15 protein-coding genes are annotated in these 13923 nt (G+C 57.0%); all 15 read left to right on the top strand.

Features of this window, described 5'->3' with window-relative positions; genetic code table 11:
* The first annotated feature begins 11 nt into the window (after nt 1–11).
* The 15 genes from nuoF to nuoN all read left to right on the top strand — a co-directional run bounded on the left by nuoF (nt 12) and on the right by nuoN (nt 13907).
* Complete coding sequence (nuoF, locus tag AC2FH0_RS12995) at nt 12–1310, top strand: NADH-quinone oxidoreductase subunit NuoF (protein ID WP_142635179.1); 1299 nt, start codon at nt 12–14, stop codon at nt 1308–1310.
* Nucleotides 1311–1315: 5 nt separating this feature from the next.
* Nucleotides 1316–1732, top strand: a complete 417-nt coding sequence (locus AC2FH0_RS12990) for an MAPEG family protein (RefSeq protein ID WP_496789509.1) — start codon at nt 1316–1318, stop codon at nt 1730–1732.
* A complete protein-coding gene (locus AC2FH0_RS12985) occupies nt 1732–2115 on the top strand; it encodes a hypothetical protein (RefSeq protein ID WP_142634885.1) in 384 nt (127 codons plus the stop codon). Before AC2FH0_RS12990 ends, AC2FH0_RS12985 begins: the two co-directional genes overlap by 1 nt.
* Nucleotides 2116–2213: 98 nt before the next feature.
* Nucleotides 2214–2618 (top strand): DUF5333 domain-containing protein, encoded by a 405-nt coding sequence (locus tag AC2FH0_RS12980; protein WP_496690848.1) that lies wholly within the window; start codon nt 2214–2216, stop codon nt 2616–2618.
* A 2-nt stretch (nt 2619–2620) separates the two neighbouring features.
* Nucleotides 2621–3064, top strand: a complete 444-nt coding sequence (locus AC2FH0_RS12975) for a DUF5333 family protein (RefSeq protein ID WP_496749729.1) — start codon at nt 2621–2623, stop codon at nt 3062–3064.
* An 8-nt stretch (nt 3065–3072) separates the two neighbouring features.
* The gene (nuoG, locus tag AC2FH0_RS12970) at nt 3073–5094 is read left to right on the top strand and encodes an NADH-quinone oxidoreductase subunit NuoG (protein ID WP_496789508.1); all 2022 of its coding nucleotides are present in this window, start codon (nt 3073–3075) and stop codon (nt 5092–5094) included.
* Between the two features lie 204 nt (nt 5095–5298).
* Entirely contained in the window at nt 5299–6336 is a 1038-nt protein-coding gene (gene nuoH, locus AC2FH0_RS12965; protein WP_496690845.1) for an NADH-quinone oxidoreductase subunit NuoH, read from the top strand.
* 1 nt (nt 6337) lies between these two features.
* The gene (gene nuoI / locus AC2FH0_RS12960) at nt 6338–6832 is read left to right on the top strand and encodes an NADH-quinone oxidoreductase subunit NuoI (RefSeq protein WP_037307839.1); all 495 of its coding nucleotides are present in this window, start codon (nt 6338–6340) and stop codon (nt 6830–6832) included.
* Nucleotides 6829–7239 carry a carboxymuconolactone decarboxylase family protein gene (locus tag AC2FH0_RS12955; RefSeq protein ID WP_142634878.1) on the top strand — a complete coding sequence of 137 codons (411 nt, stop codon included), beginning with the start codon at nt 6829–6831 and terminating at the stop codon, nt 7237–7239. Before nuoI ends, AC2FH0_RS12955 begins: the two co-directional genes overlap by 4 nt.
* Complete coding sequence (locus AC2FH0_RS12950; RefSeq protein ID WP_496789506.1) at nt 7236–7838, top strand: NADH-quinone oxidoreductase subunit J; 603 nt, start codon at nt 7236–7238, stop codon at nt 7836–7838. Before AC2FH0_RS12955 ends, AC2FH0_RS12950 begins: the two co-directional genes overlap by 4 nt.
* A gap of 20 nt (nt 7839–7858) precedes the next feature.
* Nucleotides 7859–8446, top strand: coding sequence for a hypothetical protein (locus AC2FH0_RS12945; protein ID WP_496750163.1), 588 nt, complete (start codon nt 7859–7861; stop codon nt 8444–8446).
* Entirely contained in the window at nt 8443–8748 is a 306-nt protein-coding gene (nuoK, locus tag AC2FH0_RS12940; RefSeq protein WP_050602759.1) for an NADH-quinone oxidoreductase subunit NuoK, read from the top strand. Before AC2FH0_RS12945 ends, nuoK begins: the two co-directional genes overlap by 4 nt.
* Before the next feature lie 6 nt (nt 8749–8754).
* Nucleotides 8755–10905, top strand: coding sequence for an NADH-quinone oxidoreductase subunit L (nuoL, locus tag AC2FH0_RS12935; RefSeq protein WP_496789504.1), 2151 nt, complete (start codon nt 8755–8757; stop codon nt 10903–10905).
* Nucleotides 10905–12449, top strand: coding sequence for an NADH-quinone oxidoreductase subunit M (locus AC2FH0_RS12930; protein ID WP_271950170.1), 1545 nt, complete (start codon nt 10905–10907; stop codon nt 12447–12449). Before nuoL ends, AC2FH0_RS12930 begins: the two co-directional genes overlap by 1 nt.
* A gap of 15 nt (nt 12450–12464) precedes the next feature.
* Nucleotides 12465–13907: an NADH-quinone oxidoreductase subunit NuoN gene (nuoN, locus tag AC2FH0_RS12925; protein WP_496689762.1), complete on the top strand. Its 1443-nt coding sequence runs from the start codon at nt 12465–12467 to the stop codon at nt 13905–13907.
* Nucleotides 13908–13923 lie beyond the last annotated feature (16 nt).

Genomic DNA, 13923 nt, shown 5'->3' with positions numbered 1-13923 from the left:
GGTAACACATGATGCTGAAGGATCAGGACAGGATCTTTACCAACATCTACGGGATGCATGAGCGTACATTGCGCGGTGCACAGGCCCGGGGGCATTGGGACGGCACCGCTGGCCTGATCGGCAACGGGCGCGACTGGATCATCCAGACGATGAAGGATTCAGGGCTGCGCGGCCGGGGCGGCGCGGGTTTTCCAACCGGTCTGAAGTGGTCCTTCATGCCCAAGGAAAGTGACGGTCGCCCGTCCTATCTGGTGGTGAATGCGGATGAATCCGAGCCTGGCACCTGCAAAGACCGTGAAATCATGCGCCATGATCCGCATACGCTGATCGAAGGCTGCCTGATAGCCTCTTTCGCGATGAATGCGCATACTTGCTATATCTACCTGCGCGGGGAATACATCCGCGAGCGTGAGGCGCTGCAGGCCGCGATTGACGAAGCCTATGACGCCGGTTTGTTGGGCAAGAACGCCGCTGGGTCAGGCTGGGACTTCGATCTGTTCCTGCATCACGGGGCTGGGGCTTACATCTGTGGCGAGGAAACTGCCCTGATCGAAAGCCTTGAGGGCAAAAAGGGCATGCCGCGGATGAAGCCACCGTTCCCGGCGGGCGCGGGGCTGTATGGCTGCCCGACCACGGTGAACAATGTGGAATCCATCGCGGTTGTGCCCACGATCCTGCGTCGCGGGGCCGACTGGTTCGCAGGCTTTGGCCGTCAGAACAATGCAGGCACCAAGCTGTTTGCGATCTCGGGCCATGTGAACAACCCCTGTGTGGTCGAAGAGGCAATGTCGATCCCGTTTGAACAGCTGATCGAAACCCATTGCGGCGGCATTCGCGGCGGCTGGGACAATTTGCTGGCGGTTATTCCGGGTGGTTCGTCGGTGCCCTGTGTGCGCGGTGAGAATATGCGCGACGCGATCATGGACTTTGACCACCTGCGCAACGATCTGGGCTCGGGCCTGGGTACGGCTGCCGTGATCGTGATGGATAAATCCACCGATATAATCAAAGCGATCTGGCGATTGTCGAAGTTTTACAAACATGAAAGCTGCGGTCAGTGCACACCGTGTCGTGAAGGCACCGGATGGATGATGCGCGTCATGGATCGCCTTGTGCGCGGTGAGGCCGAGTTGGAAGAGATCGACATGCTGTTTGACGTAACCAAACAGGTGGAAGGCCACACGATCTGTGCCCTCGGTGATGCGGCAGCCTGGCCAATCCAGGGCCTGATCCGCAATTTCCGGGAAGAAATCGAAGACCGCATCAAGGCCCAGAAATCGGGCCGCACGGGTGCGATGGCAGCGGAGTGATTCAAATGGAAGTATTCTCGGACTATGGCCATGCACTTGCATCGGTGATGATCTTCACCCTCGTCGTCCTGTTCCTAGCCCCATTTTCGGCAATGGCCAAACAGGGTAAGGGGCTGGCGCCAGGCGCCACGCCCGAGCAAGATTATTCAGACAGGGCCTATCGGTTGAACCGTGCCTATCTGAACGGCACTGAAACGCTTCCTGCTTTTGCGGCGGTGACGATCGCGGCAATTTTGGTGGGGGTCAGCCCGTTTTGGGTAAACTTGCTCGCCTCGGTGGCACTGGTTTCGCGTCTGGCAATGCTGTTTGTTCATCTGCGTGGACTGGGTAAACCGAACTCTGGCTTGCGCTCGGTTCTTTACGTGGTTGCCTGGCTTTGCATGTTCGTGATGGGGGTCATGGCATTGGTGGCGGCGTTTTAATGATTGAACGAACTGTTGATCTTGTGACCAGAACCAAGAATGTTTCCCTCATCGGCGCAGTTTTACTGCTGGTGGCGGTTTCGGCCTGCGGGCTGATTAAGCCTTCGGAAGATCGTATTCTATTCGATGGCAAGTCGTTCAGAGCCAAAGCAAAGCACATCAACAAAAAAGCGTCTCCTTCGGATTTCACCGTTGTGATCAAAGGAGTATCTGCCTCATTGGATGGTGCACGCGAGGCCGGCCGTTATGAGGGCACCAAGTTTTGCATCGCGAATTTCGGATCCTCCAGGATCGACTGGAAGGTCGGGCCGGATACCGAACCACAAAACCTTCAGATCAACGATGACAGACTAACCTTTGCCGGGAGCTGCCGCCGTCCATGAAGCGGGTTTTTGCATATCACGCCGTGACAGGCCCATTGCTATTGCATAGCAATGCTGGCCTCCGTCGTCTTGGTCTTTCCAAGACGAAAGGATTTGTCATGTCTGGTATCAAAATGCTTGCCGTTGCAACGGCGCTGACACTGCCTGCGGTTGCTTTGGCTAAACCTCCCTTGCGCGAAGTCAAAGAGATCGACAACGAACTCTATTACATCGCAATCGCGAACGAAATTTCGGAATACTGCCCCTCCATCAGCGGGCGGCGTATGAAGGCGATTGGTGTGATGTGGGGCTTGCGGTCGAAAGCGAACCAGTTGGGCTATTCCGACAGTGAAATCCGCTCTTATGTCGATTCGGATGCAGAAAAAGACCGGATGCGCGCCAAGGGCGAGGCCTATCTGGCCCAAAATGGCGTGTCGTATGGCCGGCCGAATTCTTTCTGTACGCTTGGGCGTGCGGAAATTGAAAGAAACAGCGCCATCGGCGTGTATTTGAGGGCGAATTGAGTATGGGTTTCAGAGCTTTGATGATGGGCTTTGCTGGTGTTTTGCTTTTGGTCTTAGCTGGATGCGAGTCAACATCCAGCCAAGCTTTGGACGCTGACACATCTCGCGCTCAGTTTCGTACACAGGTTCCGCAGAGCCTCTATGATGTGGCCTTTGCCAACGCTATGGCAGAGCAGATTGCAGGCGGTTGTCCGAATTTGTCGCTCAATCGTTCGCAGATCAGGCAAAGCATGAAAACGGTAGCTGACGACCTAGAAGCCAAGGGGTATCGGGAAAGTGATTTTGTCTATCTCGAAAGAAATTTGCCGCGGAAGCGGATACAGGACGACGCTATTCGCTATATCCAAGGAAACGGCATCGTGATTGGCGTTCCAGATACGATGTGCTCGGCAGGGCGAAGCGAAATCGCCAAAAAATCTGCTATCGGCACATTCCTGAAAGGGTAGTTTAAATCATGTCTGACCTCCGCAAAGTTAACATCGACGGACAGGAAATCGAAGTCGATGGTGCGATGACCCTGATTCAGGCCTGCGAACAGGCCGGGGTCGAAGTGCCGCGCTTTTGCTATCACGAGCGTCTGTCGATTGCCGGGAACTGCCGGATGTGTCTGGTCGAAGTTGTTGGGGGGCCGCCTAAACCTGCGGCCTCTTGTGCGATGCAGGTGCGCGATCTTCGTCCGGGGCCGGAAGGGCAGGCACCGGTGGTCAAAACCAACTCGCCCATGGTCAAGAAGGCCCGCGAAGGAGTGATGGAGTTCTTGCTGATCAACCACCCGCTGGATTGCCCGATCTGCGATCAGGGTGGCGAGTGCGATCTGCAGGATCAGGCGATGGCTTATGGCATGTCGGGCACGCGGTTTAAGGAAGCCAAGCGCGCGGTCGATGATCTGGATCTGGGTCCGCTGGTTGGCACCGCGATGACCCGCTGCATCAGTTGCACCCGCTGCGTACGCTTTACAACCGAAGTGGCCGGGATCACTCAGATGGGTCAAACCGGACGGGGCGAAGACGCCGAGATCACGTCATATCTGAACCAGACGCTGGATTCGAATCTGCAAGGTAATATCATCGACTTGTGCCCCGTCGGGGCGCTGACCTCGAAACCCTATGCTTTTACCGCGCGCCCTTGGGAACTGACCAAGACCGAAAGCATCGACGTGATGGATGCATTGGGTTCGAACATTCGTGTGGATACCAAAGGGCGCGAAGTCATGCGCTTTTTGCCGCGCAATCATGATGGCGTGAACGAAGAATGGATCAGTGATAAGACGCGGTTTGTGTGGGACGGCCTGCGTCGTCAGCGGCTGGACAAGCCATACTTGCGTGAAAACGGTAAGCTGCGCCCGGCGACGTGGCCCGAGGCGTTGACCAAAGCGGCCGAGGCGTTGAAAGGGGCTGAAAAGCCCGTCGGTATCGTGGGCGACTTGGCCCCGGTCGAGGCTACGTTTGCTCTGAAGCAGATGATTGAAGGGCAGGGCGGGGTTGTCGAATGCCGTACCGATGGCGCCAAGTTGCCAACGGGCAACCGCGCGGCCTATGCCGGGACCGCTGCGATCGAAGATATCGACAGCGCCGAGCGCATTCTGCTGATCGGAACCAACCCGCGCGATGAGGCGCCGGTGCTGAACGCGCGCATTCGCAAAGCCTGGGCGCATGGGGCCGAGATTGCTGTGGTCGGCCCGGCAGTCGATCTGACCTATGATTACCACCATGTCGGCGATGATCGTGCGGCGTTGCAGCAGGTGGTGGATATGGGCGGAGATGATGAGGTCAAGGGCAAACGCTCGTTGGTCATCATTGGTCAGGGTGCATTGCAGGAAGCGGATGGCGCTGCGGTTTTGGCCGCTGCGCAAACCATTGCGGCGAATACCGAAAGCGGTTTGATTGTCCTGCACACAGCCGCCTCACGTGTTGGTTCTATGGATGTCGATGCCACCAACGAAGGTGGCATGGATGCAATCAGCGCGGCGGATGTGATCTATAATCTCGGTGCCGATGAAGTTGAAATCGGCGACGGCGCCTTTGTCATCTATCAGGGCAGCCATGGCGATCGAGGTGCGCACCGCGCCGACGTGATCCTGCCGGGCGCAGCCTATACCGAGGAAAACGGCCTGTTCGTGAACACCGAAGGCCGCCCGCAACTGGCGATGCGTGCCGGGTTTGCACCAGGTGAGGCGAAGGAAAACTGGGCGATCCTGCGCGCTTTGTCTGCCGAACTGGGTGCGACGCTGCCTTATGACTCGCTGGCGCAACTACGCACCGCGCTGATCGAGGCGGTGCCGCATCTGGCCCGTATCGACGAGGTGATCGAAAACGAGGTTCAGGCGCTGAAGCTCGGCCCTCTGGGCAAGGCGAGCTTCCGTCACACCGTCAAGGACTTCTACCTGAGCAACCCGATTGCACGGGCCTCGCAGTTGATGGCTGAGCTATCGGCGCAGACGCAGGCACGCAAAGGCGAAAAGATCGCGGCGGAATGAACCGAAACTCTGTCATATCGCATCTCGACCCTGTGCTGGTCGGACAGGGGCTCGCCCCTGTTTTGCCTATGAAACGGAATAAAAAGGGTGGCGTAGCGGCTGCAGATGCTGTTTACACCAACGCGCCGACCCAGACGCACTTTGCGCAGGCACATGGCCTTAGCATTTCGTGCGGAAAACGGAATACCCACGGTGTGAGGACCAATGGCTGAATTCTTTAACACCCCAGGCGGAATAGCCCTCATCATTCTGGCACAAGTGCTTGCCGTTGTGGCCTTTGTGATGATTTCGCTGTTGTTCCTTGTCTATGGAGACCGCAAGATCTGGGCGGCGGTTCAGATGCGCCGTGGCCCCAATGTGGTGGGCGTCTATGGCCTGCTGCAAACGGTGGCCGACGCGCTGAAATATGTGGTTAAAGAGGTGGTTATCCCAGCGGGTGCAGACCGCACCGTCTTTATCCTCGCGCCGTTGACCTCATTCGTTCTGGCGATGATCGCCTGGGCCGTGATTCCGTTCAACGACGGCTGGGTGCTGTCGGATATAAATGTCGCCATCCTGTATGTCTTCGCCGTGTCCTCGTTGGAGGTTTATGGCGTGATCATGGGGGGGTGGGCGTCGAACTCAAAGTACCCTTTCCTTGGCTCATTGCGCTCTGCCGCTCAGATGATTTCCTACGAGGTCTCGATTGGTCTGATCATCATCGGTGTGATCCTGTCGACCGGGTCGATGAACTTCGGTGACATCGTGCATGCGCAAGACGGTCGCTTTGGGTTCTTCAGCTGGTACTGGTTGCCGCATTTCCCAATGGTCTTCCTGTTCTTCATCTCGGCGCTGGCCGAAACCAACCGCCCACCGTTTGACCTGCCAGAGGCGGAATCCGAACTGGTCGCGGGCTATCAGGTCGAATACTCGGCCACGCCTTTCCTGTTGTTCATGGCTGGCGAATATATCGCCATTTTCCTGATGTGCGCGCTGACCACGCTGCTGTTTTTCGGCGGCTGGCTGTCCCCGATCCCGGGCCTGCCCGACGGCGTGTTGTGGATGGTCGCTAAGATGGCGTTCTTCTTCTTCCTCTTCGCAATGGTCAAGGCGATCACGCCGCGCTACCGCTATGACCAGCTGATGCGGCTGGGCTGGAAAGTGTTCCTGCCCTTCTCGCTGGCTTGGGTAGTCTTCGTGGCCTTTGCGGCGAAATTCGACTGGTTCTGGGGTGCTTTCGCCCGCTGGAGCGTAGGAGGCTGATATGACCCAAATCGACTACACCCGTGCCGCCAAGTATTTTCTTCTACAGGATTTCTGGGTCGGCATGAAGTTGGGGCTGAAGTATTTCTTCGCACCGAAGGCCACCCTGAACTACCCGCATGAAAAGGGTCCTCTGTCTCCGCGTTTTCGCGGTGAGCACGCCCTGCGTCGCTATCCCAACGGTGAAGAACGCTGTATTGCCTGCAAACTCTGCGAGGCGATCTGCCCTGCACAGGCCATTACAATCGACGCCGAACCGCGCGAAGATGGCAGCCGCCGTACCACGCGCTATGACATCGACATGACCAAGTGCATCTATTGCGGTTTCTGCCAAGAGGCCTGCCCGGTCGATGCCATCGTCGAAGGTCCGAATTTCGAATTCGCCACGGAAACCCGCGAAGAGTTGTTCTACGACAAGGAAAAACTGCTCGACAACGGCGAGCGCTGGGAAGCCGAGATCGCCCGCAATCTGGAAATGGACGCGCCGTACCGATGACTGACGCCCCGACAAATCCGTTTGAGCTGATGATGAAGCAGGCGCAGGACATGGCCAAGGCGATGAACCCTGCGATGGAGAGCTTCTCGCCCAAAGGGTTCGAAACTCTATGGCCGACCATGCCAAAAGAAGTCATGGAGATGATGTTCGGCAACACCGTCAACAAAGACGGGTTGGATGCCAAAACGCGCCTGTTGCTGACACTGGCCGGGCTGACCTGTCAGGGCGCGCAGGCGGATGCGGCGGTGCGTCAGACCGTGCGCCACGCTGTGGAAGCCGGTGCCAAGAAACAAGAGATCGTGGAAACGATCGGTCAGATGTCGGTCTTTGCCGGCATCCCGGCCATGACCCGCGCGCTGGAATTGGCGCAAGAGGTCATGGGCGATAACGAGGATGAGGATCAATGACCGTCTTTGCCTTCTATCTGTTCGCCATCAGCGCCATCACCGGCGGGCTGTTCACGGTGATCAGCCGCCAGCCGGTGCATTCCGTGCTGTGGTTGATCCTGTCCTTCCTGTCCGCGGCAGGATTGTTTGTGCTGCTGGGGGCTGAGTTCGTGGCGATGCTGCTGATCATCGTCTATGTCGGCGCGGTCGCGGTGCTGTTCTTGTTCGTGGTGATGATGCTGGACGTGGATTTTGCTGAGCTCAAGGCCGAGATGGCGCGCTATATGCCGCTGGCCCTGCTGATCGGTCTGGTTATCCTGATGCAGTTTGTCATGGCCTTTGGGGCTTGGGACAGCGCGCAGGGTGCTGCCGCCAATCTGGCACAGCCGGTTCCAGTGGATCGTCACAATACCGAGGCACTAGGTATCATCCTTTACGACCAATACTTCCTTCTTTTCCAACTGGCCGGCCTGATCCTGCTGGTGGCCATGATCGGTGCCATCGTGCTGACGCTGCGCCACCGTCAGGACATCAAGCGTCAGGACATCGTCGGCCAGATGATGCGCGACCCGGCCAAGGCGATGGAGTTGAAGGACGTGAAACCGGGGCAGGGGTTGTGAGGTTTAGCAAAACCATAAGTTTGGCGATTGCCGTCACAGCCGTCTCACTTGTGGGTGAGACCTCGGAGGCCTGTTCAATAGAAGAGCCAACCAAGGCTGAGAAACGTGAGAAAAACCGGGCAGCACGCGCATCAAGCGAACCTGTCCTAGTAGGTAAAAGCTGCGAGTTTTTGAATGCTGGTATCAGGGACCGTGTCAGTGCAGAACCCGCGATTTCTCTCGGCAATTCTCGATATTACCAAGTGCTTGGTCGTAATGAAGATAAGGTTATCGACGTTCTTGTAGCAGACTGTACTTCGCGTGAAGTTTTTCGCGTTTTCAGCTTTGAAGAGTGGTCGGTCGAGCGGCTGGACTCAGCTTGCAACTTTGTGGGGCGGGAGCCCGTTCCATTGTTGGAGAAAGACGGACCATTCATGCTGACAGAGGGCTCAAATCTTACCGGATTGAAAAGCCATCTGTCAGAGTTTTCGGATCAAGTCACCGTAGATGAGGCTTTAGAACAGCTTCTTTTGGATGACTTCGGAAAGAAGGTGCCCAAGAAGGATCGTTTTGATCTTTTTTGCGGCTGCAAACTCTACTACCCCGACTCGCCAGGAGCGAAGCTATGATCGGACTTGAACACTATCTTACGGTCGCGGCGACGCTGTTCGTCATCGGCATCTTCGGTCTCTTCCTGAACCGCAAGAACGTCATCATCCTGCTGATGAGCATCGAACTGATGCTGCTAGCGGTGAATATCAACCTTGTGGCGTTTTCCAGCTTCCTGGGCGATCTGGTCGGGCAGGTGTTTACGCTGTTCGTGTTGACCGTGGCGGCGGCCGAGGCGGCGATCGGGCTGGCTATTCTGGTCTGCTTCTTCCGCAACCGCGGCTCGATCGCGGTTGAAGACGTCAATATGATGAAGGGGTAAGGGCACATGGAAACCACCATCCTCTTTGCCCCGCTGGTGGGCGCGATCCTGTGCGGGTTCGGCTGGAAGTTCATAGGCGAGAAAGCCGCCATGTGGACCGCCACGGGCCTGCTGTTTCTGGCCTGTCTGCTGTCGTGGATCGTGTTCCTGACATTCGACGGCCACACCCAGCAGATCGAGATCATGCGCTGGATCGAAAGCGGCTCGCTGTCGACAAGTTGGGCCATTCGTCTGGACCGGCTGACCGCGATTATGTTGATCGTGGTGACGACCGTCTCGGCGCTGGTGCATCTGTATTCCTTTGGCTACATGGATCACGATCCGCAATGGCGCGAAGGCGAAAGCTATAAGCCACGCTTCTTTGCCTATCTGTCCTTCTTTACCTTTGCCATGCTGATGCTGGTGACAGCCGACAATCTGGTTCAAATGTTCTTTGGCTGGGAAGGTGTGGGCGTCGCGTCTTATCTGCTGATCGGGTTCTATTACCGCAAGCCCACCGCCAACGCCGCTGCGATGAAGGCGTTTATCGTTAACCGGGTTGGGGATTTCGGCTTTGCGCTTGGCATCTTCGCGCTGTTCCTGCTGACCGACAGCATCAATTTCTCGGACATCTTTGCCTCTGCCCCGGCATTGGCCGAAGAGAAGCTGCACTTCCTGTGGGGTGAATGGACCGCGATCGAAGTGATCTGCGTTCTGCTGTTCATCGGTGCGATGGGCAAATCGGCACAGTTGTTCCTGCACACCTGGTTGCCGGACGCGATGGAAGGTCCGACGCCTGTATCAGCCCTGATCCACGCCGCGACCATGGTGACCGCTGGTGTCTTCCTGATCTGCCGCATGTCGCCGCTGATGGAGTTCGCGCCGGGTGCGACCGGGTTCATCACCTTCCTCGGCGCTTCGACGGCTTTCTTTGCAGCGACCGTGGGATTGGTTCAGACCGATATCAAACGTGTTATCGCCTATTCGACCTGTTCGCAGCTTGGTTACATGTTCGTGGCCGCAGGCGTTGGCATGTATTCGGCGGCGATGTTCCACCTGCTGACTCACGCGTTCTTCAAGGCGCTGCTGTTCCTTGGGGCCGGTTCTGTGATCCACGCGATGCATCACGAGCAAGAGATGACGGAATATGGCGGGTTACGGAAGAAAATCCCCTACACGTTTTGGGCGATGATGATCGGTACGCTGGCTATTACCGGGGTTGGCATTCCGCTGACCACATTCGGTTTTGCCGGGTTCTTGTCCAAGGATGCCATCATCGAAAGCGCCTTTGCCGGAGGCACCGGCTATGCGTTCTGGATGCTGGTGATTGCGGCGGTATTTACGTCATTCTACAGCTGGCGTCTGATTTTCCTGACCTTCTATGGCGAGCCGCGCGGGGACAAGCACACGCACGACCATGCGCATGAAAGCCCGTTGGTCATGCTGGTTCCGTTGGGCGTTCTGTCGCTGGGTGCGGTTTTCGCCGGGATGATCTGGTATGGCAACTTTTTTGGCCACACCGACAAGGTCGGCCAGTTCTATGGCATTCCGGTTGCAGAGGCTTCGGTGGATGGCCACGCGGCAGAGGGCGCGCATGGGGACGATACCCATGCCGAAGATGATCACGGCGACGATACGCATGCGGATGCTGGTCACGCGGAGGACAGCCATGGTGAGAAGGACGCGCAGGGCGGCGATCACCATTATGCCTTTGTTGGCACGCCCGGAGAAGGCGCGCTCTACATCGCACCGGACAATCATGTGCTGGACGATGCGCATGCTGTTCCGAAATGGGTCAAGGTCTCACCCTTCGTTGCGATGCTGCTTGGTTTCATCGTGGCCTATTGGTTCTATATCGTGAATACGACGTTGCCCGCGCGTCTGGCCGCCAACCAGCGTCCTCTGTACCTGTTCCTGCTGAACAAGTGGTACTTTGACGAGATCTATGACGCGGTCTTCGTCAAACCCACCATCGCGCTCGGCCGGTTCCTGTGGAAACGGGGTGACGGCAACACGATTGACGGTTTCCTGAACGGGGTAGCGATGGGCATCGTGCCATTCTTCACCCGCCTCGCAGGCAAGGCGCAGACTGGTTACATATTTACCTATGCCTTCTGGATGGTCCTGGGAATTGCTGCCCTGGTCACCTGGATGTCGATCGGCGGAGGCGCACACTAATGGACAATATCCTCTCGATCGTCACCTTCATCCCCGCAGCGGCGGCCGCCATTCTGGCGCTGTTTCTGCAGGGCGACGACGCAGCCGCGCAACGCAATGCCAAATGGGTGGCCATGGTTGCGACGACGGTGACTTTCCTGGTCTCGATTGGCATCTATACTGGCTTTGATCCTGAAAACACTGGCTTCCAGATGGTGGAAGAGGGCCAGTGGCTGATGGGTCTGAAATACAAGATGGGTGTGGATGGCATCAGCGTCCTGTTCGTGTTGCTGACCACTTTCATTATGCCGCTGACAATTCTGGCCAGCTGGAATGTGACAGACCGCGTCAAGGAATACATGATTGCTTTCCTGCTGCTGGAAACGCTGATGCTTGGCGTGTTCATGGCGCTGGACCTGGTGCTGTTCTACCTGTTCTTCGAAGCGGGTCTGATCCCGATGTTCCTGATCATCGGCATCTGGGGTGGTAAGGAGCGCATCTATGCCAGCTTCAAGTTCTTCCTCTACACGTTCCTTGGCTCTGTGCTGATGCTGGTGGCTATGGTTGCGATGTATGCGGATGCAGGCACGACGGATATCGAAGCGCTGATGGCGCATCATTTCTCGTCCGACAGCTTTACCGTTCTGGGCATCCATATCGTAGGCGGTATGCAGACGCTGATGTTCCTGGCGTTCTTTGCCTCATTTGCGGTGAAGATGCCGATGTGGCCGGTCCACACCTGGCTGCCGGATGCACACGTGCAGGCGCCGACCGCAGGGTCGGTCGTGCTGGCGGCGATCCTGCTGAAGATGGGTGGCTATGGCTTCCTGCGGTTCAGCCTGCCGATGTTCCCGGTGGGGTCGGCGGTGATGACCGATCTGGTGCTGTGGATGTCGGCTATCGCTGTGGTTTACACATCGCTGGTTGCTCTGGTGCAGGAGGACATGAAAAAGCTGATTGCTTATTCCTCGGTCGCGCATATGGGCTTTGTCACCATGGGCATCTTTGCGGCAAACCAGCAGGGTGTCGACGGAGCCATCTTCCAGATGCTCAGCCACGGGTTCATCTCGGCGGCGCTCTTCCTGTGTGTCGGCGTGATCTATGACCGGATGCACACCCGCGATATCGAGGCCTATGGCGGTCTGGTAATCCGGATGCCGGCCTACGCGCTGGTCTTCATGCTGTTCACCATGGCCAATGTTGGCCTGCCGGGCACCAGTGGGTTCATCGGAGAGTTCCTGACCCTGATGGGCGCATTCCAGGTCAATACCTGGGTGACTGCTGTGGCCGCGACTGGTGTTATCTTCTCGGCGGGATATGCTTTGTGGCTGTATCGTCGAGTCGTATTTGGGGATCTTATCAAAGAAAGCCTCAAGGCGATGACTGATATGAGCTCGCGCGAGCGGTTGATATTTGCCCCCCTGATCGTCATGACGATCCTGCTGGGTGTGTATCCATCGCTGGTAACAGATGTGATTGGCAACTCGACTGCCGCGCTGATTTCGAACTATGATACGGCTCTGGCCGCGGCTGAGACCGCGACCCAGACAGCCGCCTCGCATTAAGGAGGCTTTGGAGACATGATCCAGGCTGATCTGACAATTATCCTGCCAGAGATCGTTCTGGCACTATATGCGATGGCGGCATTGCTTGCGGCTGTTTACACCACCAAGGACGGGCTTGCGCCAACATTGGTCTGGGTGACAGCAGGGCTGATGGCGCTGCTGGCGTTCTGGATCGCCACCAATGGTGACGGGACGAACATCGCGTTTAACGGCATGTTCGTTGATGACGGATTCGCGCGCTTTGCCAAAGTGGCGATCCTGCTATCTGCCGCAGCCGTTTTGATGATGAGCCAGGACTATATGACCCGCCGCGGGTTGTTGCGTTTCGAATACCCTTTGCTGGTGGCGCTTGCCGCTGTCGGCATGATGATGATGGTCAGCGCGGGTGACCTGATGTCTCTGTATATGGGGCTCGAGCTGCAGTCGCTGGCACTTTACGTTGTGGCTGCGCTGCGTCGTGACAGCGCCAAATCCACCGAGGCCGGCCTGAAATATTTTGTTCTGGGCGCGCTTAGCTCGGGCTTGCTGCTGTATGGGGCTTCGCTTGTCTACGGCTTTACGGGTACCACGCTGTTCTCGGGCATCATTCAAACAGTTCACCACGGCGATGTGACCCTCGGGTTGCTGTTCGGGTTGATCTTCCTGATCTCGGGGCTCGCGTTCAAGGTTTCGGCTGTTCCGTTCCACATGTGGACGCCGGATGTCTATGAAGGATCGCCCACACCAGTCACTGCCTTCTTCGCCACGGCGCCCAAAGTGGCCGCCATGGCCCTGTTTGCCCGCGTGTTGCACGACGCATTTGGAGGTGTCGTAAAGGACTGGCAGCAGGTGATCGTACTCTTGTCTGTTCTGTCTATGCTGTTGGGGGCCGTGGCTGCCATCGGACAACGCGACATTAAACGGCTGATGGCGTTTTCGTCGATTGCCCATATGGGGTATGCGCTGATCGGACTGGCGGCTGGGACCGAGCTGGGTATCAAGGCGATGCTGATGTATCTGGCGATTTACGTGACCATGAATGTCGGAACTTTCGCCTTTATCCTGATGATGGAACGGGACGGTAAACCTGTTACCGACATTGACGCCTTGCGCCAGTATTCCAAACGCGATCCGGGTAAGGCTCTGGCCGTGCTGATCCTGATGTTCAGCCTTGCCGGTGTTCCACCGATGCTTGGGTTCTTTGCGAAATTCGGCGTCTGGCAAGCGGGTATTGAGGCTGGCCTGACCGGTCTGGTTATCATGTCTGCCATCGCCTCGGTGATCGGTGCATTCTATTACCTACGGATCGTATACTATATGTATTTCGGTGCCGAGAATGACGACCCGATCGACGCAAATTCGTCTCCGGTTCTGTGGGTTGCTCTGATGGGGTCAGCTGCATTGATGTTGGTTGGCGTATTCTATCAGTTTGGGATAGAGGGCGCAGCGGCAGCTGCAGCGGCGACGCTTGTTAACTGATTTCGACCATTGCCCG

This window comes from Ruegeria sp. CDSC051 (assembly GCF_059610665.1).
The sequence above is the reverse complement of the archived record's forward strand: the minus strand, read 5'-3'. Positions and strand labels throughout refer to the sequence as shown.